General features: G+C 43.2%; 23 protein-coding genes. 12 read left to right on the top strand and 11 right to left on the bottom strand.

Features of this window, described 5'->3' with window-relative positions; genetic code table 11:
- Nucleotides 1–205: 205 nt before the first annotated feature.
- The 5 genes from minE to yihG form a co-directional block, all read right to left on the bottom strand.
- The gene (gene minE / locus AC4MCD_RS11150; RefSeq protein WP_004783265.1) at nucleotides 206–478 is read right to left on the bottom strand and encodes a cell division topological specificity factor MinE; all 273 of its coding nucleotides are present in this window, start codon (nucleotides 476–478) and stop codon (nucleotides 206–208) included.
- Between the two features lie 2 nt (nucleotides 479–480).
- Entirely contained in the window at nucleotides 481–1,293 is an 813-nt protein-coding gene (gene minD, locus AC4MCD_RS11145; protein ID WP_166137968.1) for a septum site-determining protein MinD, read from the bottom strand.
- Nucleotides 1,294–1,357: 64 nt separating this feature from the next.
- Entirely contained in the window at nucleotides 1,358–2,068 is a 711-nt protein-coding gene (gene minC / locus AC4MCD_RS11140; protein WP_491876116.1) for a septum site-determining protein MinC, read from the bottom strand.
- Nucleotides 2,069–2,225: 157 nt separating this feature from the next.
- The gene (locus AC4MCD_RS11135; protein ID WP_491876115.1) at nucleotides 2,226–3,290 is read right to left on the bottom strand and encodes a preprotein translocase subunit SecA; all 1,065 of its coding nucleotides are present in this window, start codon (nucleotides 3,288–3,290) and stop codon (nucleotides 2,226–2,228) included.
- Between the two features lie 17 nt (nucleotides 3,291–3,307).
- Complete coding sequence (gene yihG, locus AC4MCD_RS11130; RefSeq protein ID WP_491876114.1) at nucleotides 3,308–4,234, bottom strand: 1-acylglycerol-3-phosphate O-acyltransferase, YihG family; 927 nt, start codon at nucleotides 4,232–4,234, stop codon at nucleotides 3,308–3,310.
- 253 nt (nucleotides 4,235–4,487) lie between these two features.
- Here yihG and AC4MCD_RS11125 point away from each other — a divergent pair, with 253 nt between their 5' ends.
- The 9 genes from AC4MCD_RS11125 to AC4MCD_RS11085 all read left to right on the top strand — a co-directional run bounded on the left by AC4MCD_RS11125 (nucleotide 4,488) and on the right by AC4MCD_RS11085 (nucleotide 14,026).
- Complete coding sequence (locus AC4MCD_RS11125) at nucleotides 4,488–5,141, top strand: YiaD family glycine zipper/OmpA-like lipoprotein (RefSeq protein ID WP_416657008.1); 654 nt, start codon at nucleotides 4,488–4,490, stop codon at nucleotides 5,139–5,141.
- A 135-nt stretch (nucleotides 5,142–5,276) separates the two neighbouring features.
- Nucleotides 5,277–7,316 carry a DNA helicase Rep gene (rep, locus tag AC4MCD_RS11120; protein ID WP_253171965.1) on the top strand — a complete coding sequence of 680 codons (2,040 nt, stop codon included), beginning with the start codon at nucleotides 5,277–5,279 and terminating at the stop codon, nucleotides 7,314–7,316.
- Nucleotides 7,317–7,381: 65 nt separating this feature from the next.
- A complete protein-coding gene (dut, locus tag AC4MCD_RS11115) occupies nucleotides 7,382–7,834 on the top strand; it encodes a dUTP diphosphatase (RefSeq protein ID WP_313483909.1) in 453 nt (150 codons plus the stop codon).
- Nucleotides 7,835–8,251: 417 nt separating this feature from the next.
- Entirely contained in the window at nucleotides 8,252–9,670 is a 1,419-nt protein-coding gene (locus AC4MCD_RS11110) for a phosphomannomutase/phosphoglucomutase (RefSeq protein WP_419363085.1), read from the top strand.
- A gap of 10 nt (nucleotides 9,671–9,680) precedes the next feature.
- Entirely contained in the window at nucleotides 9,681–10,589 is a 909-nt protein-coding gene (argB, locus tag AC4MCD_RS11105; RefSeq protein ID WP_159123314.1) for an acetylglutamate kinase, read from the top strand.
- Between the two features lie 268 nt (nucleotides 10,590–10,857).
- Nucleotides 10,858–11,706, top strand: coding sequence for a class II glutamine amidotransferase (locus AC4MCD_RS11100; protein WP_180179934.1), 849 nt, complete (start codon nucleotides 10,858–10,860; stop codon nucleotides 11,704–11,706).
- Between the two features lie 296 nt (nucleotides 11,707–12,002).
- A complete protein-coding gene (locus AC4MCD_RS11095) occupies nucleotides 12,003–12,458 on the top strand; it encodes a bacteriohemerythrin (protein WP_004783243.1) in 456 nt (151 codons plus the stop codon).
- A gap of 159 nt (nucleotides 12,459–12,617) precedes the next feature.
- On the top strand, nucleotides 12,618–13,697 hold the full coding sequence (locus AC4MCD_RS11090) for a hypothetical protein (protein WP_180179925.1): 1,080 nt from the start codon (nucleotides 12,618–12,620) through the stop codon (nucleotides 13,695–13,697).
- Complete coding sequence (locus AC4MCD_RS11085) at nucleotides 13,697–14,026, top strand: RnfH family protein (RefSeq protein WP_180179926.1); 330 nt, start codon at nucleotides 13,697–13,699, stop codon at nucleotides 14,024–14,026. Before AC4MCD_RS11090 ends, AC4MCD_RS11085 begins: the two co-directional genes overlap by 1 nt.
- Before the next feature lie 103 nt (nucleotides 14,027–14,129).
- On the opposite strand, the gene AC4MCD_RS11080 is transcribed toward AC4MCD_RS11085, so the two are convergent.
- Nucleotides 14,130–14,528: an outer membrane protein assembly factor BamE gene (locus AC4MCD_RS11080; RefSeq protein WP_004783238.1), complete on the bottom strand. Its 399-nt coding sequence runs from the start codon at nucleotides 14,526–14,528 to the stop codon at nucleotides 14,130–14,132.
- A 112-nt stretch (nucleotides 14,529–14,640) separates the two neighbouring features.
- Between AC4MCD_RS11080 and fur the strand changes: the two genes are divergently transcribed.
- Nucleotides 14,641–15,078, top strand: coding sequence for a ferric iron uptake transcriptional regulator (fur, locus tag AC4MCD_RS11075; protein WP_005096051.1), 438 nt, complete (start codon nucleotides 14,641–14,643; stop codon nucleotides 15,076–15,078).
- A 65-nt stretch (nucleotides 15,079–15,143) separates the two neighbouring features.
- Here fur and AC4MCD_RS11070 read toward each other — a convergent pair whose 3' ends face one another.
- Both AC4MCD_RS11070 and AC4MCD_RS11065 read right to left on the bottom strand, forming a co-directional pair.
- Nucleotides 15,144–16,265, bottom strand: a complete 1,122-nt coding sequence (locus AC4MCD_RS11070; protein ID WP_491876113.1) for a PilT/PilU family type 4a pilus ATPase — start codon at nucleotides 16,263–16,265, stop codon at nucleotides 15,144–15,146.
- A gap of 27 nt (nucleotides 16,266–16,292) precedes the next feature.
- Complete coding sequence (locus tag AC4MCD_RS11065) at nucleotides 16,293–17,330, bottom strand: type IV pilus twitching motility protein PilT (RefSeq protein WP_004783232.1); 1,038 nt, start codon at nucleotides 17,328–17,330, stop codon at nucleotides 16,293–16,295.
- Nucleotides 17,331–17,453: 123 nt separating this feature from the next.
- On the opposite strand from AC4MCD_RS11065, the gene AC4MCD_RS11060 reads away from it, so the two are divergent.
- Nucleotides 17,454–18,143: a YggS family pyridoxal phosphate-dependent enzyme gene (locus AC4MCD_RS11060; protein WP_491876112.1), complete on the top strand. Its 690-nt coding sequence runs from the start codon at nucleotides 17,454–17,456 to the stop codon at nucleotides 18,141–18,143.
- A 31-nt stretch (nucleotides 18,144–18,174) separates the two neighbouring features.
- On the opposite strand, the gene AC4MCD_RS11055 is transcribed toward AC4MCD_RS11060, so the two are convergent.
- The 3 genes from AC4MCD_RS11055 to AC4MCD_RS11045 are packed head-to-tail and all read right to left on the bottom strand — an operon-like array spanning nucleotide 18,175 to nucleotide 24,158.
- Nucleotides 18,175–19,281, bottom strand: a complete 1,107-nt coding sequence (locus AC4MCD_RS11055; RefSeq protein WP_491876111.1) for an acyltransferase family protein — start codon at nucleotides 19,279–19,281, stop codon at nucleotides 18,175–18,177.
- Between the two features lie 3 nt (nucleotides 19,282–19,284).
- Nucleotides 19,285–22,896: an AAA family ATPase gene (locus tag AC4MCD_RS11050; protein WP_491876110.1), complete on the bottom strand. Its 3,612-nt coding sequence runs from the start codon at nucleotides 22,894–22,896 to the stop codon at nucleotides 19,285–19,287.
- Nucleotides 22,897–22,904: 8 nt separating this feature from the next.
- Nucleotides 22,905–24,158, bottom strand: coding sequence for an exonuclease SbcCD subunit D (locus AC4MCD_RS11045; protein WP_419375206.1), 1,254 nt, complete (start codon nucleotides 24,156–24,158; stop codon nucleotides 22,905–22,907).
- A gap of 628 nt (nucleotides 24,159–24,786) precedes the next feature.
- Between AC4MCD_RS11045 and AC4MCD_RS11040 the strand changes: the two genes are divergently transcribed.
- Nucleotides 24,787–25,233 (top strand): ABZJ_00895 family protein, encoded by a 447-nt coding sequence (locus AC4MCD_RS11040; RefSeq protein ID WP_419363095.1) that lies wholly within the window; start codon nucleotides 24,787–24,789, stop codon nucleotides 25,231–25,233.
- The last annotated feature ends 70 nt before the right edge of the window (nucleotides 25,234–25,303 follow it).

Here is a 25,303-nt window from a genome sequence, read left to right as displayed (position 1 = left end):
AAAATATGAGTTCGCAAGAGGCAAAGTCTTATCATGCACTTTGTCCATTCGAAGTATCACTTCACGTTTTGAGACTAGGTAAAATAGTAATTACTATCAAGTCAACGCGAAGCCAAACTTCTTGTCTTGCGTCTCAACAAAGCGGCGCTTTGTTGAGGCTCATATTTTGCCTTGAATCAATTTACTTGACTAATCAAAATTCAGATTATCGCTCTTCAGGTAAATTGATATTCATTTCAAGCATTTCAATATTTGCTTCAGAACGTACCTGCATCTGAATGTGCTGTTCATCAACCCCGCGGACGTAGCGATTTACCACTTGCATGATTTCTGTCTTCATCTGGTCAATTTTATCCTGACTCAAACGGCGCCCTAAACCCTGTTCAGAAGCAACAATGACTTTCAAACGGTCTTTCGCGGTTTGTGCGCTTGATGGTTTATCCTCACTACTAAAAAGTTTACTCCAGAATCCAGCCATGTTTACGCTCCAAATAATCGTGCTAACCAGCCCTTAGGTTTTACTTCGATATGACGGTAAGGACGCTCTTCACCCAGGAAACGTGCTACAAGGTCATCATAAGCCTGACCTGCGGCAGATTCGGTAAAGTGAATCACTGGTTTACCTTCATTCGATGCCTGTAGAACGCTTGGACACTCAGGAATAACACCTAAGGTTGGAACACGTAAAATATCTTTAGAAATATCGTCAATCGTTAACATTTCCTGTTTATCGGCACGTTCCGGATTGAAACGGGTAATGCACAGGTGTTTACGGATGCGACCTTCGTTTTGTTCTACTTTTTTAGTTTTACTATCTAACATGCCAATGATGCGGTCAGAGTCACGTACTGAAGAAATTTCAGGGTTAGTCACAATGATAGCTTCATCTGCATGGTACATGGCTAAAATGGCACCACGTTCAATACCTGCAGGTGAGTCACACACGATATAATCAAATTCCTGTGAAAGCTCATCCATTACACGTTCTACGCCTTCATCAGTTAAAGCATCTTTATCACGTGTTTGTGAAGCAGGTAAAATATATAAATTTTCAATATCTTTATCGCGAATCAGTGCTTGTTGTAATCGTGCTTCGTTATTGAGAACATTTACAAAATCATATACTACACGGCGTTCACAGCCCATAATCAAATCAAGGTTACGCAAGCCTACATCAAAATCGATTACCACAGTTTTGTGGCCACGTAGGGCTAAACCTGTTGCAAAAGATGCACTTGTTGTAGTCTTACCTACGCCACCTTTGCCTGATGTTACGACAACAATTTTCGCCACCGAATCCACTCCTGTTATGGTTCAAATCCCCTATAAAATGGGGTTTTTGGTGTTTATTTATACATTAAAATTGTAGAGCTTCAAATACAAGCTCTTGTTGATCATTCAAGTAAATATGCACGGGTTTTTTCACAACATTCGGTGGAATGTCGTCGGCCACACAGTAAGTACCTGCAATAGAAATCAGTTCGGCTTCCAGCGCATGGCAGAAAATACGCGCTGCAGTATTGCCACCCGCACCTGCAATCACACGGCCACGCGCGCTGCCATAAATATGGATATTGCCTGAAGCAATCACTTCTGAACCACTGTTTATTCCAGCCGTAATAATAATGTCACCCTGATTCTGCACAATGCATTGGCCGGTGCGCAGAATTTCATCATGATAAGAAGTCACATGCGCAACAATCGGTGCTGCATCAGCTTTTTTATCGTCAGCAGCAGATTCGGGTTTGACTTCCACGACCTGTTCTTTGGTCGCCTTAATTTCTTGCAACTGACGGTCGGGTGGCAGAACAGGGAACTGAATCGCACGAGCCTGATCACCCAGAATCCCTTCAGTCACTGCCATAGGCTGAACTTCGAGATCAATCAGTAACTGGATCAGGGCAATCAGTTCCTGGTCGACTGAACTTTCAATCACCGCCAATGTGCCTGGCGGAAAAGCCGCTTGTAATTTTGGTTTCAGTTGCTGGCGGATTGCATCATGATCATTGGTATCGAGGCTAATGCGTAGCGCATTGACCATTCTGCCTTTTATCCGTATGTCAGCCATAATTTTTCCTTAATACTTCTGACTTGCTGTTTTATGTCGAAGCGATGTTGTAAATAGTGCAAATCCTAGAACAAATTTCGTTAATTCTCTAGCGATCCAAGTTATTTTTTTATACGAATAGAATCCACTTATCTTAGCCGATTCCACAAATGAAAACTTATCTATCGATTGAGCCCTGATTTTGTTCGTGTTCTTCTAAAATCTGTTGCCACTGTTTCACTTTGACCTGTTTTTGAATGGCTTCAAGTGTCTCAAAAACAGCCGATTCGACCAATTTATCAATATGTGGATTATGTTCAATCTGAATCTGGCTAATCTTATCTGAAATCATGGCAAAAGTCGGGTTTTCTTGTGATCCGTTATGTGTAAAAGGATCGATCAGACCTTGGGTGATATTTTCTCCCAGACGTTGACCAATACTCTGGATCTGACGTTCCAGCCGCCCGCCTACAATGGGAATCAGACGCAGAAGCTGGGTGAGTTCAGGTGTATCTTCAATGGCCTGATTGACGACTTGCCCGACATTTTTTGAAATCATGAAGCGCTGTGCCTGTAATTCCTTGCCCAAAGATTCTTGCAAGATATCTGCCAAAGCAACAGCCAGTAATTTACGGTGATGTTCCACCAAATCATCAATTAATTGTTTATGTGATGTGCTGGTGCTGAGTTCACGTTTAATACCATCCAGTACCGTCAATACTACACGGCTCGAAAGTTCTTCCATCAGCAGGTTATAGTAGAAATTGCCCCGTCTGTACCAGCTTGCGGGTATGACTTTGTATCCATGGCTATGTAGGTTGTAGCCAATCGCGACTGCACGTAACAAACGCAAAAAACGTAGCTGGGGGATGATGGATAAAATTTCATACCAGTGCACAAAGGGAAAGAACCACCAGCGGGCATGGTGGCGCATAATAATGGCAATGAACCAGCGAACGATGAGCTCAATAATCAGGAAGGTGGTAAACCATCCCTCGGTAATCACTACCCAGGGACGTAATTCACTTTTATAAAACTGCAGGACATCAGGCAGACGAATGAAATCAAACAACCAGTGCCCAAAATCGCTCATCAGAATGGCATTGGCACAGAGACAGAACAAATTGATGATGATGACAACCATCATGAAAATGTCGTAAATCAGTGCAATTTTCCAGCCCCAGGTACCTTTGCGAATAAACTTAAATGAGCTGGACACGAGGTCCGGGTTGTCGTTCTTCATAGTCTCTCTGGCAAATGTCAGGCAGAAGCGGAAATCAGATTCTGCTGCATTTGCTCAATTAATTGGTCTTTTTCAGTCCAGATCTGGTCTACCCATTGCTGGAAACGTGCACGGTAATCTGCATCATCTTCATAATTGCTGCCGAGTACCCAGTCCGGAATGTCAATTTTTCTTAAGTTCACGGCAATACGCGGAACTTCGCCTAACCAGAATTCCCCATAACCTGGCACACCGTCAGGATAAACAATAGTCATATCCACCAGTGCATCAATTTTGTCCCCCAGGATGTTCAGTGCCAGCGCAAGACCACCTGCTTTGGGCTTCAATAAATGCTTATAAGGCGATTTTTGCTGTTCATGCTTTTCTGGGGTAAAGCGTGTGCCTTCCAGATAATTCAGCAAGGTAAATGGCTGGCTAACCAGTTGTTCACATGCCTTGCGTGCTTCTTCCATATCCCGGTATTTCAGGGCAGGGTTTTTGGCAATCTGTTCCTTGCTATGCCGTTTCATCATCGGGAAGCCCAGAATTTTAAAGGCTTGACCTACAAATGGAATAAAAATTAGTTCCCATTTTGTAAAGAAGCGGGTGAGAGGCATACGCGTTAAACCGAAATACTGGTTTACTGTGGTATCTACCCAGCTCTGATGATTACAGGTCATTAAATAACGACCCTGCATGTTCAGATCCAGAGATTCGTCAATGCTGATTTGCCATTTGGTATTTTTCAGGACATTGTCAATCAGCCAGTTATTTACGCTTAACCAGCTATTGGTAATCTTGATATTGGTTTCATCAATCTTAGAAGATTTCTTAAAAAGTTTGGTCAGCCCCAAAGCCAGTACGGGTGGCCCATGGAAAAAAGTACTGCCAGTCATGACGGATGTCACCGTGAGGCCACGGGTAAGTTTTTTTAAAGTCGTTTGTTGCTTGCTTTTAGATGACATATAAAAACAGTCCCAGAGAATAATCGTCTAAATTTCATCACATTTTGAACAATATAGAGGGAGTTGAGCGAATAGGAAAGTCTGATCGTTAAACTATGAAGAAACTATGATGAAATTCAGGAAATTGGTTACACATAAACATTACAAAATATTAATAAAAGATTTATTATTAACAAAAATTCAATGGTTATCCCATTATTTTTAAATCATTATCTGATCTAAGATACAAATTACACTACAAAGGAGGCATGCAATGCGTGCACTATTAATTTCAGCAGCTGTAGCAGGGGCAGTAGCACTTACAGGTTGTCAAACTACTGGCAATAACCTGGGTGGTGTTGAGTACGACAAAACAGCTTTGGGTACAGTAATTGGTGCTGCTGCAGGTTATGGTATTTCTAAAAGTAATGCCAATACTAGCCGTCAAAACAACCGTGCAGCTGCAATTGGTGCAATTGTAGGTGGTGCTGCTGGTGTTTATCTTGACAATAAAGAGAAAAAATTACGTCAGGCTACTGCGGGTACAGGCGTAGACGTTAACCGTAATCCAGATGGTTCAATCAACCTGGTAATGCCTGGTGCGATTACATTTGACACTAACAAGTCAAACATCAAACCAAACTTCTATGCAACATTGAACAAAGTTGCTCAAGTTCTGACTGAAGACAGCCAAAGCGGTATTTTGGTAACTGGTTATACAGATAGCACTGGTAATGACTCAATCAACATTCCATTGTCTCAAGCACGTGCACAATCTGTTGCGAACTACCTTGCTGGTCAAGGCGTAGCACGTACTCGTATTAATGCACAAGGTCTTGGTTCAGCGAACCCGATCGCAGACAACTCAACTGCGGCTGGTAAAGAACAAAACCGTCGTGTTGAAATCGCAGTATATGCCGTTCAGTAATCACTGATTTTGCAGAAAAACCACCTTCGGGTGGTTTTTTTATGTCTGAAAGATGACGCAGGAAAATGAATTTTCAATTAGGCATCTGGGCATGAGATGACTATAATCGGAGCCGAATCTAGAAGAGGAAGCCATATGTCACTCGCCAGTCAGTTAAATGACAAGCAACTTGAAGCCATGAAATATACTCAAGGACCCTTGTTAGTACTTGCCGGAGCGGGTTCAGGCAAGACCTCGGTAATTACAAGAAAAATCGCGTATTTGGTCAAGCATTGTGGTATTCCGGCCCACCGGATCACGGCAATGACCTTTACCAACAAGGCAGCACGTGAAATGAAAGAGCGTGTCACCAAATTGCTGACCCGAGAAGAAGCCAAAGGCCTTTCAGTCTCGACCTTCCATACTTTTGGTCTAAATTTATTACGTTTAGAGCTCAAACACACACCGCTAAAAAATAATTTTTCGATTCTGGATGCCGATGACTGTAAGCGGATTCTGATGGATCTGATGCATCGCGATAATCTTTCAGGTGCAGAAAGCAAAGAACTGATTGCTAAAGCCATGAAGATGATTTCGGACTGGAAAAACGATCTGATTCCACCAGAACAGGCTCACACGACTTGTGAAACCCCGGAAGATGTTCAGTTCGCGCATTTATACCAACTTTATGAGCGTAATCTGCGTGCCTATAACGCCGTCGATTTTGATGACCTGATTGTTATGCCAACGCGTCTGCTACAGGAAAATGCCGAAGTTCGGGATAAGTGGCAGAACCGTGTACGCTATTTGCTGGTCGACGAATATCAGGATACCAATACTGCACAGTATATTCTGGTGAAATTACTGGTCGGGGTCATGGGGCAGTTCACCGCTGTAGGGGATGATGATCAGTCGATTTACGCCTGGCGTGGTGCTAAACCTGAAAATATGGCGCTGTTACAACAGGATTTCCCGAATCTGAAAGTGATCAAGCTGGAACAGAACTATCGTTCCACTAGCCGTATTCTGAAAGCTGCCAATACCGTGATTGGCAACAACCCGCATATCTTTGATAAAAAGCTTTGGTCAGATAAAGGTCATGGTGAAGTGATTCGGGTCATCACCTGTCGTAATGATGATGATGAAGCAGAACGCGTAGTCAAAGACCTGATCACGCATAAGCTGATGAATGGTAAAAACTGGAAAGATTACGCGATTCTGTATCGCGGTAATTTCCAGGCACGTATTCTGGAAACCCAGTTGCGCCAGATGCAGATTCCTTACAAACTTTCAGGTGGCCAGTCTTTCTTTGCGCGTGCAGAGATCAAGGACATCATGAGTTACCTGCGTCTGATCATTAACCCGGAAGATGACAGTGCCTTCCTGCGGATTATTAATACGCCGAAACGTGCCATTGGCCCGGTGACGCTGGAAAAACTCGGTCTGTTTGCCCAGGAAAATAATCTGTCTCTACTGTCAGCGGCAGGCGATCAGCGGCTGACGATGGCGATTCCAAAGAAAGCAACCACACAACTGGCAGAATTTTCAGATTTTATTAATAACTTTACCCGTAACTTGCTGGAAGATGATGAACCCGTACCAATAATCCGTCAGATGATGGTTGAAGCAGGCTATATTGACTATATCAAGGAATCCGCAGCGACTCCGGCACAGGAAAAAACCAAGCTTGATAATATTGAAGTGCTGTATAGCAGTATTCAGAGCCTGATTAATCGTGCAGAAGATGTTGATGAAAAAAATATCGAAAGTGTTATTCGTAAGATGGTGCTTCTCGATATGCTGGAACAGCAGCAGGAAGAGGAAGATACCGATAAGGTAAACTTGCTGACTTTGCATGCATCCAAGGGTCTGGAATTTCCTTATGTCTACTTAATTGGACTGGAAGAAGAAATTCTGCCGCATAAAAACTCGATTGCTGCGGAAACAGTCGAGGAAGAACGCCGTCTAATGTACGTGGGAATTACCCGTGCGCGTCAGGGCTTGACTATTACCTTGGCTGAGCAACGTAAGGCGGGTGGTCAGATGAAACAGATGACCCCAAGCCGCTTTCTGGATGAGCTTCCAGAAGATGAACTGGAATGGTTAGGCCGCAAGAAAAAACTGGCTGGTAATATCGACCCAAAACAGCAGGCTCAGCATTATCTGGATAATTTACGTGCCTTGATTAAACGGTAAAAGTAACAGAACGCTACGATTTTGATTCTTTAAATTTTTTGATATTAAACAACAGGAATAAATACATGAAAGTTCAGGTGAAAGTCCTTGATTCACGTCTGGGTCAGGAATGGCCATTGCCGACTTATGCAACGACTGGCTCAGCAGGACTCGATCTTCGTGCATGTGTCAACGAAACGACTGTGATTGAACCAGGGCAAACGATTTTAGTGAAAACTGGCTTGGCGATTTATATTGAAGATCCAGCATTTGCTGGCTTGATCTTGCCACGTTCTGGTTTGGGTCATAAACATGGTATCGTTTTAGGTAACTTGGTTGGCTTGATCGATTCAGATTACCAAGGCGAACTGATGGTTTCTGTATGGAACCGCAGTCAGACTGCATTTAGCCTGGAACCTGGTGAGCGTTTAGCCCAATATGTATTAGTCCCTGTGGTACAGGCTGAGTTTGATCTGGTGAATGAGTTTGAAGCAACCGAGCGTGGCGCGGGCGGTTTCGGTCATACCGGTAAAAACTAAAATTAAAGGATGACTTAACTTAGATGTTCTGGGTTAAGTCATTTTTTTGTAGTTTTAATCATAAAAATAATAAAAAAATGACAGAGCTATTTAATAAACTTTATTCTTGAATTTAATTTTAATGAAAAATATTTAAATAAATTTTTAGTATCATTTAAATAGAAAAATAAAATCATTTAGAATTTAAGAAAATAGGTGATAAATAATGCAAGAAATCATTTTTAGTTGGGTTTATTTATTTTACTAGTTGTACAAATTAAATACATAAAAGATTAATAATTATACTTTTATAATTGATTGTCACATTCAATTCATATAAAAATACAGAGTCTTAAAACAAAAACAAATGTTTAAAGTCATGATGATTGCTTAATCATTATTTTATCTCCTTATATTCAATAGTGAAAAGAACAGTTTATGGGATCCATGAATCAACCCTTTCCGGCTCACATTTTTCGTGCCTACGATATCCGGGGTAAAGTCAGTTTACTCAGTACAGGTGTGATTGATGCTATTGCGCATGGTCTGGCTCAGCAATATCAAGCTGCGGGACAGACTCGGGTTGCGATTGGCTATGATGCCCGAATCAGCAGTCCGGCTTTTGCTGAAACCATACGCTGTATTTTTCAGGACTATGCTATTGAAGCCGCCATTATCGGCTGTTGTTCCAGTCCGATGCTGTACTACACAGCGCGTCAGTTTGATGGTAATGGTGTGATGGTCACGGCCAGCCATAATCCTAAAGAAGATAATGGAATTAAATGGATTATTGCAGGGGAGCCGCCTTGTCCCGAGATGATTCAGCAGGTCGCACAAAAAGCAAAACTTCATGTAAATAGTTCTTTATCGTGTTTGAATGATTTGCCTCACCAAATTATTCCCGAATTTTGTCTGCAATATCAGCAGGAAATGCTTGAAGATATTCAGCTGAAGCGTCCTTTTAAAGTGGTGCTGGATGGTCTGAACGGTTCAGCAGGACGCTGTGCCAACTTGGTACTGCAAAAACTAGGTTGTGAAGTTACCGCCTTACGTTGTGAAGCCAATGGGCATTTTCCTGATCATGCGCCTGATCCTTCTCAGGAAGCACATTTACAAACCTTGCGTCAGGTTGTCATGCAACAGCAGGCGGATCTGGGTATTGCCCTAGATGGTGATGGGGACCGGTTGGTATTGGTGGATGAGCAGGGTGTCATTATTAGTGCTGATCAGCTTCTCTGTTTATTCGCAGAAATTTGTATGACTGGCACAGAAGCATGTCAGTTTGTTTATGACGTTAAATGTTCAACCCTGATTCGCGATACAGTTCAACGCCTGGGCGGAAAACCGGTGATGATTCGTACTGGCAGCTCATTCCTGCGAAAATATCTGGCACAGTCCCAGCATCAGGCCATTTTTGGTGGTGAATATGCGGGGCATTATGTTTTTAATGACGGACGTGGCTGGGGCTATGATGACGGTCTTTATGCGGCGCTTCGGGTCATGGAATATCTGGACCAGAAAGGTGTAACTTTAAGTGAAGCCTTGCGTGCTTATCCAAAACGTCATGGAACAGAAGACTTATATATTTCCACTCATCAGGTGCAGCCTGCTGAGCTTTTAAACTTTGTTGAGCAGCAATCTACGCAATTAAATGCACAAATCAGTAAAATTGACGGGATACGTCTTGATTTTGATGATGGTTTTGGCATCATTCGAGCATCCAATACAGGTGAATATTTCACGGTGCGCTTTGATGCCAATGATGCACAGGGCCTGAATGAAATTCGACATCTGTTTGTATCCATGTTGCGTGACCGTTATCCACAGATCGCTCAAGACATTTTAGATGCTCAATAAGGAGAGGCGAATGCCAAATCAGCATACAGGCATCGACAAAGCACAAATTTTGACTGAAGCTTTGCCGTATATCCAACGCTTTGCGGGTAAAACCCTGGTGGTAAAATACGGTGGCAACGCGATGACGGATCCTGAGCTGGAAAGCTCTTTTGCACGTGATATCGTTTTATTAAAAACCGTGGGTTTGAACCCGATTGTGGTACACGGCGGTGGTCCACAAGTAGATTCTATGCTGAAACAGCTAGGTCGTGAATCTGACCGTATTGACGGTATGCGTGTGACAGATCCGGCAACCATGGAAGTGGTTGAGATGGTTCTAGGCGGTAGCGTAAACAAATCAATTGTGAACCTGATCAACAAACATGGTGGTCGTGCAATTGGTCTAACTGGTAAAGATGGCAACTTGCTGCGTGCCAAAAAGCTATTAATGGAAAAGACGGCTGAAGACGGTTCAATCCAGAAAGTAGACCTGGGTATGGTCGGTGAAGTGGTGGGTGTAAAAACTGACGTACTGGAAATGTTTACCAACAGTGACTTCATTCCAGTGATTGCACCACTCGGTGTCGATGAAGAAGGCAATACCTACAATATCAATGCCGATCTAGTCGCGGGTAAAGTGGCAGAAGCATTAGGGGCAGAAAAACTGATTCTTCTGACGAATATTACCGGTGTGCTCGACGAAAATAAAAATCTGCTGACCGGTTTAACGACTCAGGAGGTTGATCGTCTGATCGAAACAGGTGTGATCTATGGCGGCATGATTCCTAAAGTCGGCTGTGCGCTTGACGCAGTAAAAGGCGGCGTGATCAGTGCACATATCGTGGATGGTCGCGTACCACATGCCAGCCTGTTAGAAATCTTTACTGATCATGGTGTGGGAACTTTAATTACCAATCGTTCTAATCCACATCGTCCATAAAGATAAATTGAATATCAAAGAGTCTCACTTGAGGCTCTTTTTTATTTCTTTTATTTTAATATTTTGATCACTATAAATATTAAAGTTAAATTTAAGATATGCATTTTTAAGCTGAGCTTTAAAACTGAAACTCCTTTTGCTAAATTAAATATAAAAAAATAGTTTATTAGCATTTTTAGCGCATAGCATTGCAATGATCGAGATTTGAAAAGGTTCAGCCTGTGATGCACAATAACCTTAAGAATACTCTGTGACCTGAATGAAGATTATGTGCCAGCTACTGGGAATGAATTGTGCGACACCAACAGATATTACCTTTTCATTTCGAGGTTTTTCTCAGCGGGCGGGGATTACCTCAGATCATTCTGATGGTTTTGGAATTGCTTTCTTTGAGGATAAGGCCTGCCGATTATTTGTTGATAATCAGTCAGCTGTTGAATCACCGATTGCAGAATTGGTGCGTAATTATCCGATCAAATCCCGTAATGTAATTGCGCATATCCGTAAGGCTACACAGGGCAAGATTAATCTGGAAAATTCGCATCCGTTTAGCCGTGAATTATGGGGACGACAATGGATCTTTGCTCATAATGGTGATTTAAAAGATTTTTTACCTGAACTTTCGGGACGTTTTACGCCAGTCGGTAACACTGATAGTGAGCGTGCTTTCTGTTATTTGCTGGATCAGCTGGTGAAACGTTTTGGTTATGATGAACCGAAGCTGGATCAGGTCTTTGATTTGCTGGCTGAGATTTCTCCATCCATTGCAGAGCATGGCACTTTTAATTTCTGTCTGTCCAATGGTCAGGCATTATTTACCTATGCAACGACTAAACTGCATTGGCTGGTTCGTGAATATCCATTTAAGCCAGCTCAACTGATTGATATCGAAGTTGAAGTGGATTTTAGTCAGGTCACCACGCCTGAAGATCGGGTCGCTGTGATTACCACAGAGCCGCTAACGCAGAATGAAGAATGGACAGCCTTTCAGGAGGGTGAAATGATTTTGTTCAGAGATGGGGCCAAATATCGTTCCCAATTGACCCATGTCGCTCGTCTGGAACGAGAGCGTCTGAATCCTTCGCTAAAACGGGTGACTAAAGCAGATTTATATTAAATCTGGTTAAAATTCGATATTAAAAAACAGGATATCGCTCCTGTTTTTTTTTGAATTTGATATTTATTTTAAAGTGAAATCATTAAAATAAATAAACCATGAAATATAAAATCGATCAAAAAATACTTTATTCTTGTGGTCGGGTTTAAAATATAATTGACTGGATAAACAATGATTTACATTAATTAAATAGAAAATAAACTGAAAACCAACCGATTTACTTCATTTTTATTTAAATCAATTAGATATATGATCTTTTTCAAGCGATAAATCATTAATATCAATAGGTGGTCGTAATGAAAATGAAATGGGTTCCAGATTATAATACTGGTATCGATGTGATTGACGATCAGCACAAACGAATTCTCGATTATATCAATGAGATTGATGGAATTGATGCCAATACCGATCGTGCTCGTATTAAACAGATTCTAGAAAATATTATTGATTATACCCAGTCGCATTTTACCTTTGAAGAATCACTCCAGGAAGAAGCGGGCTATAAATATCGTGTGCCGCATAAACGTGTGCATGACCTGTTTATTAAAAAGATTGAATCTTATCGTGACCGTTTTGAATTGGGCCAATCTATTGAAGCGGAATTACATGAAGTATTATCTAAATGGCTGATCAATCATATTCAGCACGATGACGCGGATTATGTCGGTGCGGTAAAAGAAAATATGATGGGAATCATTAAAGATAAAGAAAAGAAAAAGGGTAAAAACTGGTTTGCCCGTTTCTTCTCATAACTCGATTGTTCTTAGAATAAAGACAAATCGGGAAAATAAAAAATAAAGCTTAATAATAAATTTGCGCAGCAAATCACGGGCATGGTGGTTTGCTTTTTTGTTTTTGATTTTCATCGCCTCACAAGGCAAAATAGCGCTAGATTTTTATAGGAATACATCATGCAGGACAATGCTATGTCAAAATGGTTATCGCCTCTGATGGCTTTCTGTTTATCCTTTCTTATTATTGCGACACTCGCACCGATAACAGGTATTCAGATTGACCGTCAGCTTGATTTCTGGATGTTGTGGTTAGCGACCATGCTAATTCTGGCCCTTCCAGTCTGTTATCTGGAAATTGCTCTGGCGAAACGCTCAAAAACCACTGCACTACAGGCATTGTCGAGCCTTACCCGTGAAGCTGATAGTTCTCAGCGCTGGCGGATCGTCGGCTGGCTGGCAGTTGTATTTATTCCATTCCTCGCGGGTGCAATGCTTAATCATGCTTCTAATGTGATTGCAGTTGCTAATCTTGATGTTCAGCAGCCAGTGATTTTTGCGGTGCTGGCAATTGCTGCATTTATATTATCGCTGGTGCCACGTTTAATTCTGGTTGGGATCACTGCGATCGGCGTACTTGCATCTTTGATTATGGCGAATGTGATGGGAACTGAATTACCGGCTTGGCAGGTAACACCCGTCCAATTCGTAGAGTGGGGCAATGCCACTGTATTGGCTTTGGTGGCGAGTGGTCTAGGTATGGGGCTGTATTGGCAATCAAGTCTGGCTGTCGTAAAACAGCAGGATGTTGCGACTAAAACAGCCTTACCGATTTGGGTCGCGCAGCTATTAGCGATCATCGCCTTTGGTTTCTTTGCAGTAAAAGCTGAAATCCCTGCATTTGCTTTAATCGCAGCCATTGTCGCAGCCGCTGCTTTGCTTATGCAAATGGCACGTGAGCAGTTACAGCAACGCCAAATGAATATCATCATTCAGTGGGCGATTGTGATCGCTGCCACCTTGGTCTGGTTAATTCCAAATGTTGCACCGATTTTCAATAATCTGCTGATTCTTTGGGGACTGGTGATCAGTCTGATTTATGCCTTGTTTGCTGGCTGGATCATGAAGATTAGTCATTTGCGTAAATCGATGAACTTCAGCTCAGAAGCGGTATATAACATCTGGCGTATTGCGGTTCGTATTGTCTTGCCAGTATCAATTATTCTGGCGATTGTTGCTGTATTAGGACAATTTTTCTGATGACTGAGGCAATGATCTGGGTAGCCTATGCTACCCTGGAACAACAGTTTCATATTGCCGTACCTTTCCAGCCCGGCATGACTGCACTGGATGCAATTGACCAAAGTGGCATCCGTGCACAGGTGGAATTGCCTGAACCTCTGAGTCTGGGCATTTTTGGCGTTAAGCTACAGGATCATACCCAGCCATTGGCAGCAGGAGATCGGGTAGAAATTTATCGTGCTTTAACCATCAACCCCAAGGATATCCGCCGTAAGCGCGCTGAAAAGAATCCGGTGGGTCGTTATGCCAAAGGTAACCGTTTCAAGCAAAATAAACGTTCAGATTAGTGGAATGTGGCTTTATTGAACAGATGGTCTGATTATTTGATAAATCAATCTATTTAATTAAAAAAACCCCTGATCATACAGGGGTTTTTTTATGCAAAACCGATTATAGTGGTGGGGCATTTAAGATCGCTTCTTTGGAACCTGGTAGACCTGGCTGAGATTCTGGAATGGTTTCCAGACCTTCAATACGCTCTACGATACCAGACTGATTAAAGTAAATTTTTAGATGCTGGCCTTGGGCTGCTGGGATCTTGGCTTTTTTAGCATAGGTTCCTGGGGTATAGTTGTAGATGTAGTCCCAGCGTAGCGGATTGAGCGGATCAGATACTGTTGGACTACCGAGCAGGAAACGCACCTGTTGGTGGCTCATTCCTACCTGAATTTTAGAGGCTTGTGCTTGAGTTAAAGGTGTTCCTTGAGGAATATCAACTTTGTACACACCTAATGTCGAACAGCCGACAAGCAATGAAGTGACGAATAACGTCAGCATGATTTTTTGCATTTTGCTACACTATCCCAAATTAATTATGATGCATTTGATCCAAGGATAGATCATACTGCATCTAAACTTTGTTGCCTATTCCAACTTTGATTTTGTTGAGAGACCTTTTTACATGACTATTTCAAACCAAGATTTACGAAAAGCTGGACTGAAAGTTACCCTTCCACGAATTAAAATATTAGAACTATTAGAAAATTCAAGACAACATCATTTAAGTGCGGAAGATATTTACAAGACTTTACTCGATCAGGGTGAAGATGTAGGTTTAGCAACTGTGTATCGTGTGTTAACACAGTTTGAAGCCGCGGGTATTATTGAGCGTCATAATTTTGAAAACAATCATTCCGTTTTCGAGATCATGCAGGAAGATCACCACGATCACCTGGTCTGTTTGAATTGCAGCAAAGTCGTTGAATTCATCAATGATACGATTGAAAAAGAGCAGCATGATGTTGCTGAAAAATTTGGTTTTGAATTAACCGGTCACTCTCTGAATCTGTATGGCTACTGCGATGCGCCGGCCTGTCAGGAAGTGTTTCGTAAAAAATAATTTGCACTCCGGTTGAAACAAAAAACAGGCTTCTTGAAGCCTGTTTTTTTATGTGCTCAATCTGATCAGGACTGGCCATCAAAGGTGATATTGGAATGTGCACGTAATAAATGACTGCCGCCTTCTTCTGCCAGTTTGATTTGCAGACGTAAGTCATTGGGTGAATCCGCATGTTTCAGCGCATCTTTATAGCTGATCTGCTTGGCCTTATACAGGTCATACAGTGCCTGATCGAAGGTTTGCATGCCCAGTTCACGGGAACGCTTCATCAGGTCCTTGATCTCATGCACATCACCTTTACGGATCAGGTCAGCAATCAGGGGGGAGTTAATCAGAATCTCAATCGCGGCACGACGACCATTGCCATCGATGGTTGGGATCAGTTGCTGTGCCACAATGGCTTTCATGTTCAGCGACAAATCCATGAACAGCTGGTTATGCCGGTCTGCTTCAAAGAAATGAATGATCCGGTCAATGGCCTGGTTGGCGTTGTTGGCATGCAGGGTCGCAAAGACCAGATGGCCGGTTTCGGCAAAGGCAATCGCATAATCCATGGTTTCACGCGAACGAATCTCACCAATCAGAATCACGTCCGGCGCCTGACGTAAGGTGTTTTTCAGGGCAATTTCAAAGGAATCGGTATCAATCCCGACTTCACGCTGGGTGATGATACAGCCTTTATGCTGGTGCACAAATTCGATCGGGTCTTCAATAGTAATGATATGACCTTTGGAATTTTCATTACGGTAACCAATCAAAGAGGCGAGGGAAGTCGATTTACCCGTACCGGTTGCACCCACAAAAATAATGATTCCGCGTTTGGTCATCGCCAGTTCTTTTAGAATAGGCGGTAACTTCAGCTCATCCATAGTCGGAATGACGGTTTCAATACGGCGCAATACCATGCCTGGCTGATCGCGTTGCTGAAAAGCGCTGACACGGAAACGTGCTGATTTGTCCGGGTTGCTGATGGCGAAGTTACATTCGCGTGTGTCAGCAAATTCCTTGCGCTGCTTCTCGGTCATGATCGAGTTAAGTAGCTGTCCCACAGCCGCGCCCGGTAATTTCACCGAGCCAATCGGTACAATCTGACCATTAATTTTGATAGAGGGTTCAACATCGGCTGTGATGAACAGATCCGAGGCCTTTTTCTCTACCATGTAGTTGAGTAAGCCGTTAAAGTCCATGATAAAACCCCAAAAAATTAATTATTTTTATAAGAATGATTCAGGCTGTTTTGCTGCAGTACGGGCGACTTGCGGACTGATAATGCCTTTCGATACCAGCGTTTTCAGGCTTTGATCCAGCGTGGTCATGCCATAGTTGGCACCGGTTTGAATCGCAGAGTACATCTGTGCCACTTTGTTTTCACGGATCAGGTTACGGATCGCCGGAATACCGATCATGATTTCGTGTGCAGCCACACGACCACCCCCATTTTTCTTCAATAGGGTTTGTGAAATAACGGCTTGTAGAGATTCTGACAACATGGCACGGACCATGTCTTTTTCTTCGGCCGGGAATACGTCAATCACACGGTCAATGGTTTTTGCTGCTGAGGTAGTATGCAGGGTACCGAAGACCAAGTGACCGGTTTCCGCAGCAGTCAATGCCAGACGGATGGTTTCAAGGTCACGCATCTCACCGACTAGAATAATATCCGGGTCTTCACGTAATGCGGAACGTAATGCTTCATTAAATCCATGCGTATCGCGATGCACTTCACGCTGGTTGATCAGACATTTTTTTGATTGGTGTACAAATTCGATTGGATCTTCGACGGTCAGGATATGGTCATAGCGGTTGTCATTGATATAGTCCAGCATCGCTGCAAGCGTCGTTGATTTACCTGAACCGGTTGGTCCTGTTACCAGTACAATACCACGTGGATATTCGCAGATATCTTTAAAGATCTGGCCCATGCCTAGATCTTCAATGGTCAGCACTTTCGATGGAATGGTACGGAATACTGCGCCTGCACCGCGGTTCTGGTTAAATGCGTTCACACGGAAACGGGCCACGCCTGGAACTTCAAAAGAGAAGTCAGTTTCCAGATTTTCTTCATAATCACGGCGTTGCTTGTCATTCATAATGTCGTACACCAGTTTGTGTACTTCTTTATGTTCTAGTGCAGGCAGGTTGATGCGGCGTACTTCCCCGTCCACACGAATCATGGGTGGCAAGCCTGCTGATAAGTGTAAATCCGACGCACCATTTTTAGCAGAAAAGGCTAACAGTTCTGTAATATCCATAAGGTCCCCGAGTTCATTAAAATATTATTTATTTTGCTAGAATAATAAGGCTTTCCCACAGCTTAACCAACACTTAGTTGATGAGCAAGGGAAAAAAATCCGCACGAAATGAGAACCCCATCAATGAAAATGCTGCAACAGTCACGAAATCAGGTTTTAGCTCAGATCCAGTCCGCCTGCGCTCTGGCCGGGCGTGAGCCGGATTCGGTGCAACTTCTGGCCGTCTCCAAAACCCAGCCTAGCCCTGTGCTGGCAGAAATGTATCAGGCTGGTCAGCATGCTTTTGGTGAAAACTATTTACAGGAAGCGCTGGAAAAAATCACGGCACTCAAAGATCTGAATATTGAGTGGCATTTTATCGGTCATGTGCAGCGCAACAAGACCAAACACCTGGCAGAAAATTTTGCCTGGGTGCATGGAGTAGATCGTCTGATTATTGCTGAACGTTTATCTAATCAGCGTAGTGATTCTCAAGCTGCGCTTAATATCTGTCTGCAAGTCAATATTGATGGACAGGATAGCAAGGACGGTTGTCAACCTGAGGAAGTAGCTGATCTGGTCGCACAGATCAGTCAATTACCGAATTTGCGCTTACGTGGTCTGATGGTCATTCCTGCGCCAGAAAATACCCAGGCCTTTGCAGATGCCAAAGCCTTGTTCGAACAGGTCAAAAGCCATCATGCAAAACCTGAAGACTGGGATACTTTAAGTATGGGGATGTCTGCCGACATGACCGAGGCGATTGCAGCAGGTTCTACCATGGTACGTGTGGGAACAGCCTTGTTTGGCGCACGTCCTAAAAAAACGGACTGATGTATACAGACAATTGAGTTATGGAAAAGCGTTATTGCAGAGTAGTTGATAACGCTTTTTTTCTTTGGGGTTCCAGCCATAGGGCCATGAGCCAGGCAAAGAAAATTAAGCTACACATGCTCATAAATAAGGATAAAACGGCACCTTCAAGACCATGATCAAGCGTTGCAGGAAAGCAGCCTAGAATAAAAAGCAGTAAAGGGAAATGGGTGACATAGAGTGTATAGGAGAAATTTGCAGACTGAGGCCAAACTGGTTGAAATTGGCTTTGTTGATGTTGCAGCTGCACAATCCAGCAGACAAAGGCGAGTCCCATACACAGGTTAAACGGCACAAAATAATTTACACGATATAAGTCAGCCTGTTCAATGACATGAAACTGGTAAGCATCCGCACAGGCAATCATAAACGCCAAACCAAAGAGCACTAATTTAACGGGTTGTAGTCGACTCAAAAAATGCAGCTGGATCTGCCGGAATGAACTGGCAAAGGCAACCAGCCAGAGCAGAAAATAAAACAGAAACTGAAAGTTCAGTATGGAAAGCCCTAGAAGCAAGATAAAAAAGCCGATTTTAGCGATTCCAGAATCTTTTAAAAAAGGCAGAAATCCGGCCAGCACATAAAACCAGACTTCAAAGCTCAGGCTCCAGAGCGGAGCATTGGCAGATACCGTCGGTGTAATAAAGCCATTGAGAAAGAATAAAGAACCCAAAAAATCCTGAGTATCAATGTTATAGGCAGTCCGCATCATCATGCCGAAACTGTTCTGGAACTCATGGCTATGTGAAGCAAAAAATGTAGGTGCTAGTACATATAGAATCAGACTGAAAGCGGATGCAAACAGAAAGGGCGGTAAAATACGGCGATAACGCTGCCGTATATACTGCCGCAGATTAAAATTTTCATGTTTTTGGATGTTGTTCTGGACCGAAGTCCCGATTAAATAGCCACTAAGCACAAAAAAGATCATCACAGCAGCCTGGCCTAATAGACGTACCCAGGAATATAAGCTCAGATCAAAAGGTGCAATAAAGGCCTGAAAACTATGACTAAATAGCACCACAATGGCGCTGATCCCCCGCAAGCTCTCGAGCTGTAAGCTGAAATGGGGCGAGAGCTTGTTCGGGGTGGAGTTCATGCTTTAACCTATAATCTGAATGGTACTGGCACCGGCACCAACCGGTTTAACCTGAATCTGAACCGGAATCCGTTCATGCATCTCCTGCACATGTGAAATCAGCACTACTTTACGGCCCTGACTCTGCAAATGATCCAGTGCATTCATGACCATATGTAAGGAAGCCGGGTCTAAAGTACCAAAACCTTCATCAATAAATAGCGATTCTAGTTTCATTGAGCCGGAAGCCATATTGGCAATCGCCAAGGCCAGAGCCAGAGAGACCAGGAAGGTTTCACCGCCAGAGAGTGACAGGACAGGACGCACTTCGCTGTTCATATCCAGATCGATAATCGCCAGACTCAAACTGTCTGGAATCCGGTACAGCTGATAACGCGGAGCCAGAGGCTGTAGTTGCTGATTGGCATATTCGACCAGAATATCCAGATGATGTTCCTGCGCGATTTTCTGGAATTTGGTGCCTTCCTTATGGCCGATCAGATCATAGATCCGGCCCCAACGATATTCTTCAGCTTTGACCTGTTCAATCTGATGCTGGTAGCGTTGTAAGGTCGACTGGTTATTGGCATGTATTCTTAATTTGGTGGCTACTTCATTACAGGCATTTTCCTGTTCAGCTTTTTCCTGTGCCAGACTACTTAAGCGCAGTTCAACTTCTTCAAAGCTAAGTTCAGGCTTGGACTTCAAATGATGCTGATATTGTTCTTCCAGAATGTCCCAAGCCGTTTTGGCATTTTCAACCGCCTGATGTTGTGCCTGTAATTGCTGGCGAATTTGCTGATGCTGTTGCAAGTCAATATTCAGGCAATGCTGGATATGTTCAGCGTCAAACGCAGGATGTGTATTTTGCCAGTCCTGAATAGATTGCTGGCATTGCTTGATCTGTTGTTCCAGTTGCTGAATCTGGGTGATGAAACTCTGCTTTTTCAGCTCAGCCTGTTGTAAACGCTGATCATGCTGCTGGGTCATCAGACTCTGTGCCCGTAGCTGTTCATCCAACGCCTGTTGTTGTTGCTCCAAACGGTCACGCCATTCCTGTGCCTTAGGATAAATCTGTCCGGCATGGGTAAGGGTCAGGTGGTTGAGCTGTTCACGTAGCGCTTTACCCATATTCAGCGCCGTATTCATCTTTTGCTGTAACTGTCCATCATATTGTTGATGCAGGCTGAGCTGATCACGTGCCTTTTCAATCTGCTGATTTAAGCTTTGCATGTGAGTCTCTAGGGTTTTGAATTCCTGAGACTGTTTCTGACGTTGTTGCAGTTGTTGAGATAACTGCTGACAGCTTGATGAGGCATCAGTAATCCAGGATTTCTGCAAGGACTCAGGCAGTAGATGAAGAACTGGCTGACTCATTTGTTCTAGCTGTGAATGCTGCTGCATGCTAAAACGTAGTTGATCCAGCTGTTGCTGTTGCTGACGCCATTGTTTCCAGTCACTTTGCTGATTTTGCAGGGTCTGTGCTAGCTGCTGTTGCTCTTGTTGAAGTTGAAGCACATACTGGCCAAGCTGTTGCTGCAAATGATCTGTACTCTGGCTTAAATCCAACAGCAAATCAAATTGCTGAAGATCCTGATTCAACTGAACCTTCTGCTGTTGTAGTGTCGTATTGAGCTGACTGCTGCGTTGCTGATGTTGCTCAATTAAGGTTTGTAGTTGAGATTGCTGGATTTGTGCTTGCTGATATGCCTGAGTCAGTTGCTGTAGTTTTTTCTGAGCTTCCTGAAGCTGCTGGTCATGTAGCTGTTGCAAAGCATTTTCTAGCAGTTCCTGATGCTGTACAAAAGGATGCTCATGACTGCCACAGACCATACAAGGCTCATTTGGTTTCAGCTGTGCACGTAATTCCTGCACACTTTGTGCCTGTAATAAACGTTGCTGAGCCAATACTTGTTGCAATTGTTCGAAAGCCTGTTCTGCTTCCTGACGTTGTTGCTGTAATTGAACCAGCTCAGTTTCTAGTTGCTTTAAGCGGTCATGATAGCTTTCTAACTCGCGGTTCAATTGCAGGCTTTCAGTTTCTAAGCCAGCCATTTGCTGTACAGTGCGCATTAAAGCTTCAAGCTTCGAATGCTGGGTACTGAGTTGCTGCTGTTGCGTATGGAACTGTTGGATCTGCTGTTCAAGCTGATCCAGATGAGTATAACGCTGAGTGAGTTCCTGCAAGCTAGCAGATAAAGCCTGTTGCTGCTGTTCCAATTCAGGCCGGCTGGATTGGAAAAGTGCCGGGTGCTGCCGCATGAATTTCTGGTGCAGTTCCTGATAATCCTGTAAGCGTTGCAGAGTCGCCTGGGGTTCGTCATCAAAAACCGCTAAGAAGCTCTGATGTTCCAGTTGCTTTTGAATCTGTAGATATTGAGCCTGAACCTGTTGTAAATGCTGTTCAGTCTGCACCAGTTGATTCTGAACAGGCTGAATCTGCTGGGTTCTATAGGTCTGCTGTTCAGCTAGAAGCTGTTTATACTGCTCGCCAATCGACAGCATTTCATGATCCAGCTTGAGTCCCTGATCCAGATAAGGTTTGATCTTCTGAAAGTCTTGTTGCTGCTGTTGTTGCTGTTGCTGAATGTGGTGCAACTTGTGCTGTTCACTATCACGCTGCTGCTGCACTGACGTGAATTCGGCAACAAAGTTTTGTTGCTCAGTCAGTAAATGGCTACGCTGCTTCTGAAACTGCTGTTGCTGGACAAACTGTTCCCGAATCTGCTGAAACTGGTCCAGTTGATCTAATAACTGTTTTTGCGGTGCCATTTTCTGTTCAGCATCCAGCTGAACCGTATAGATTTCTTTTTTGGCCTGAATTTCAGTATAGAGATAATGCTGTTGGCGATGCCATTTCAGGTCATTTTCCAGTACCTTTTCGCTCTGGTTTAGATGCTCAACCGCCTGTTTTAAAATAGTGTGTTGCTGCTGTAAGGCAGCAATATCTTCTTCAGATAATAGTTCCAGATGACCGATTAATTTTTCCAGGTCAGCGCGTTTCTGCTTCACTTCACTGTGTTTTTCAAATGCTTTCTGGCTGACCAGACTGAAAATCTGAGAATTGGTCAGATATTCGAGTAAATCGGCACGTTCATTATCTTTGGCTTTTAAAAAGGCACCAACCTCAGACTGTGCTAATAGAACCGCACGGGTAAACTGCTCGAAACTCAAGCCGACCAGTTTTTCAATCAGCGGCGTGCATTCAGAAATCTTCTGGTTTAGAATCCGTTGATCATCCAGACAGGTAATGGCACGATCGACCTTTAAATTACCATCCACTTTCTGCCGGGCACGACGAATTTCCCAACGTGCGGTATAACGTTTTTGGTCTAAGGCAATAAACTCAAGCTCGGCAAAACCCTGTACGCAACCACGGCGCAGAATATTTTTGGAATCCTTGATCGAGACATCCTGTCCACCTGCATCTTTCAGACTACCTGTGGCACCTTTTAAACGTGGAATTTCGTTATACAGCGCCAGGCACATGGCATCGAGCAGAGTAGATTTACCAGCACCGGTTTTTCCGGTAATCGCAATCAGTCCGGCATGTGCCAGTGGATTCGATTCAAAATCAATATGATGTGTACCAGCGAGAGAGGCGAGGTTATTTAGGCTCAGACGGATAATTTTCATGGCTGATCCTAAGCTTGTTGTTTTTGTGCAAGTTCATGTTGGGCTTCGACCAGTAACTGCTGAAAATCCTGCTGCACCGAATGATCCTGGCTATAGCCCATTTTTTCCCAGATATTGAAAAACAGTGATTCAGGTGTTGGAGGTGCCAAGTCAATTTTAGAGCTATCAGCCTGATCTTCTGCTTGTCGTTGATAAATTCGGCTGATGCGTAGCAGACGATAACGATTTGGCGGCAGTGCCTGTTCAATCTGCTGACGTAAATCTACCGGTGGCGGTGCATCGGTAGTGTATTCAATTTCCAGAAAATGTCGTGCTGCCAGATGCTCAATTTCCCCAGTCGGCAGTGCTTTTACTTTGCTGAGCAGATTTTCCAGATTTTCCCGGATTCTAAACAGCTCGACAGTACGAGGAACTTTCAGCGCTTCAAACTGAAAACGCTGTTCAGCATTTTGCTCAGGATCGATTCTGACTTCAACGACCTGATGCGAATAGTTGATCTCACTAAAGGATAAGGGAATCGGGGAGCCACTATAGCGGATATGCGGCTGACCGACTTTTTGTGGTTTGTGCAGATGTCCCAGAGCGACATAGTCAATGACTTCATCAAATAACGCCGTTGAGAGAGCTTCTTCATTGCCGACAATAATGGGGCGTTCGGAATCGGAAGTTTCACCGCCTTGCATATGCGCATGTGACATGAGAATCAGTGCCTGATGTGGCTGCTTACGTGCTTTGGCTTCGGCAATCAACTGTTGGTGCAGATAGCTGATGGCATTCTGGCTATTATGGGTATGTTCATTAATGCCGGTAATTTCGGCACTGCGTAAATAAGGCAAGGTTAGGCACCAGGCAATAATCTCTTGCTGCTGGTCATAAATCGGAACCAGCAAACGATCCAGATCAAGAGCATTGTCCGCAGTCCGGCCGACAATACCCACCGCTTTGGCATTAAATTTGGTCAATAAAGGCTGAACCTGTTCAATTCGATAACCTGAATCATGGTTGCCGGCAATCATCAGGGTTTGCATATACGGTGCCAGTTCATGGGCATCAGCAAGAAACTGGTATAGCTGTCTTTGGGCACTGGAAGCAGGATTGATGACGTCAAAAATATCACCAGCAATCAGTAGGGCATGTGGCTGTTTTTCCTTGATTTGTTCAAGGAGCCAATTCAGGAATTGTGCATGTTCAAATTCACGGTCATGGTTATGGAAAAACTGTCCCAAATGCCAATCAGAAGTATGTAGAAAATGAACTGCCATGTATACCCACCTTTATTTTTGCCTTCCTACTATAGAAAAAAGCCCAGCTAAAAATCTACTTGAAAAAAATATTTTGATCTATTTCATTGCTACACGTCATTGAAACTATTTTCAGCGTAGTTTTGAATATCAGAATAATACTAGTGAAATCAATAAAATGTGATGTTCATATATAAAGTATTGAATACAGCGTTTTTATTTTAAATTTTACTTCAGGCAATTTCATAACATCTGAATCGCAGAACCAATATTTTTTATAAAAATTGCTAAAAACAGACTTGAAAAAATGCAGCCGATCATTATTTTATGCTGCATAAGAAACTGATAAAAATTTGCAGGCGAATTGCTAAAAACGGTTCGTCCAAAAAATAAAAACCGACGATTCGAGTGATGATGAAATCGTCGGTCAAAGATTTGTGTATAGTGAAAATTTTGGCTGCTATTCAAAATTTTCTAAAACACTGGACTTATTGCTTTAGCAAAGAGAACGAAAATTTGTGGATGCCAGTCCAAATTTCCGAACCTTGTACCCTATATAACGTCAGCATCTCGCTTTAGGTTGACAATAAAATGAAAAAAAAATTAATTTTTTTTATACTAGTTGATTAATCGTCCTTGAGTCCTGCTGATGGTGTCTCTAACTCGCTATTTTCTCTGGTTTTTCTTCCTATGCTTTATTTTTACCTGCATTTGCGGGGTTGTGGCGGCGTTGATGCCGACTGGCATGGGCGCAGTATTAACCATTGTGCCTTATCTGGTGGCGATGATCTGGGTACTGTTTAAGTTTTTAAAAAAGGAACAACGGGCGCCCACCCAGGTAGAGCGTAAAAAATTCACCTTGGGATTTAGCCTGATTTATTGGGGCTATAACCTGGCATTTTTAATTTTAGGGATTGCCATTGCGACGCGTTCCAATCCGAATGCCTGGCAGGACTTTTTACTATATCTGCAACAGCCACAATTTATGAGCATTGTCGTGATTATGTTCCTGCTCATCGCGATTCCGCTTTATCTGCTGACCTACTGGTTTTATGGCAAACAGGCACAGCGTATGGCTGATAAAATGTTTGGCTAAAATTTCCTACGCTTTATATCAAAATCGTTGAGATCAAATTCAAGATGCTAAATCAGGCTGATAGAAAATC

The organism is Acinetobacter sp. CAU_H_78, assembly GCF_058599365.1.
Note: the sequence above shows the minus strand (reverse complement) of the source record. Positions and strands in the feature narration are given on the sequence as shown.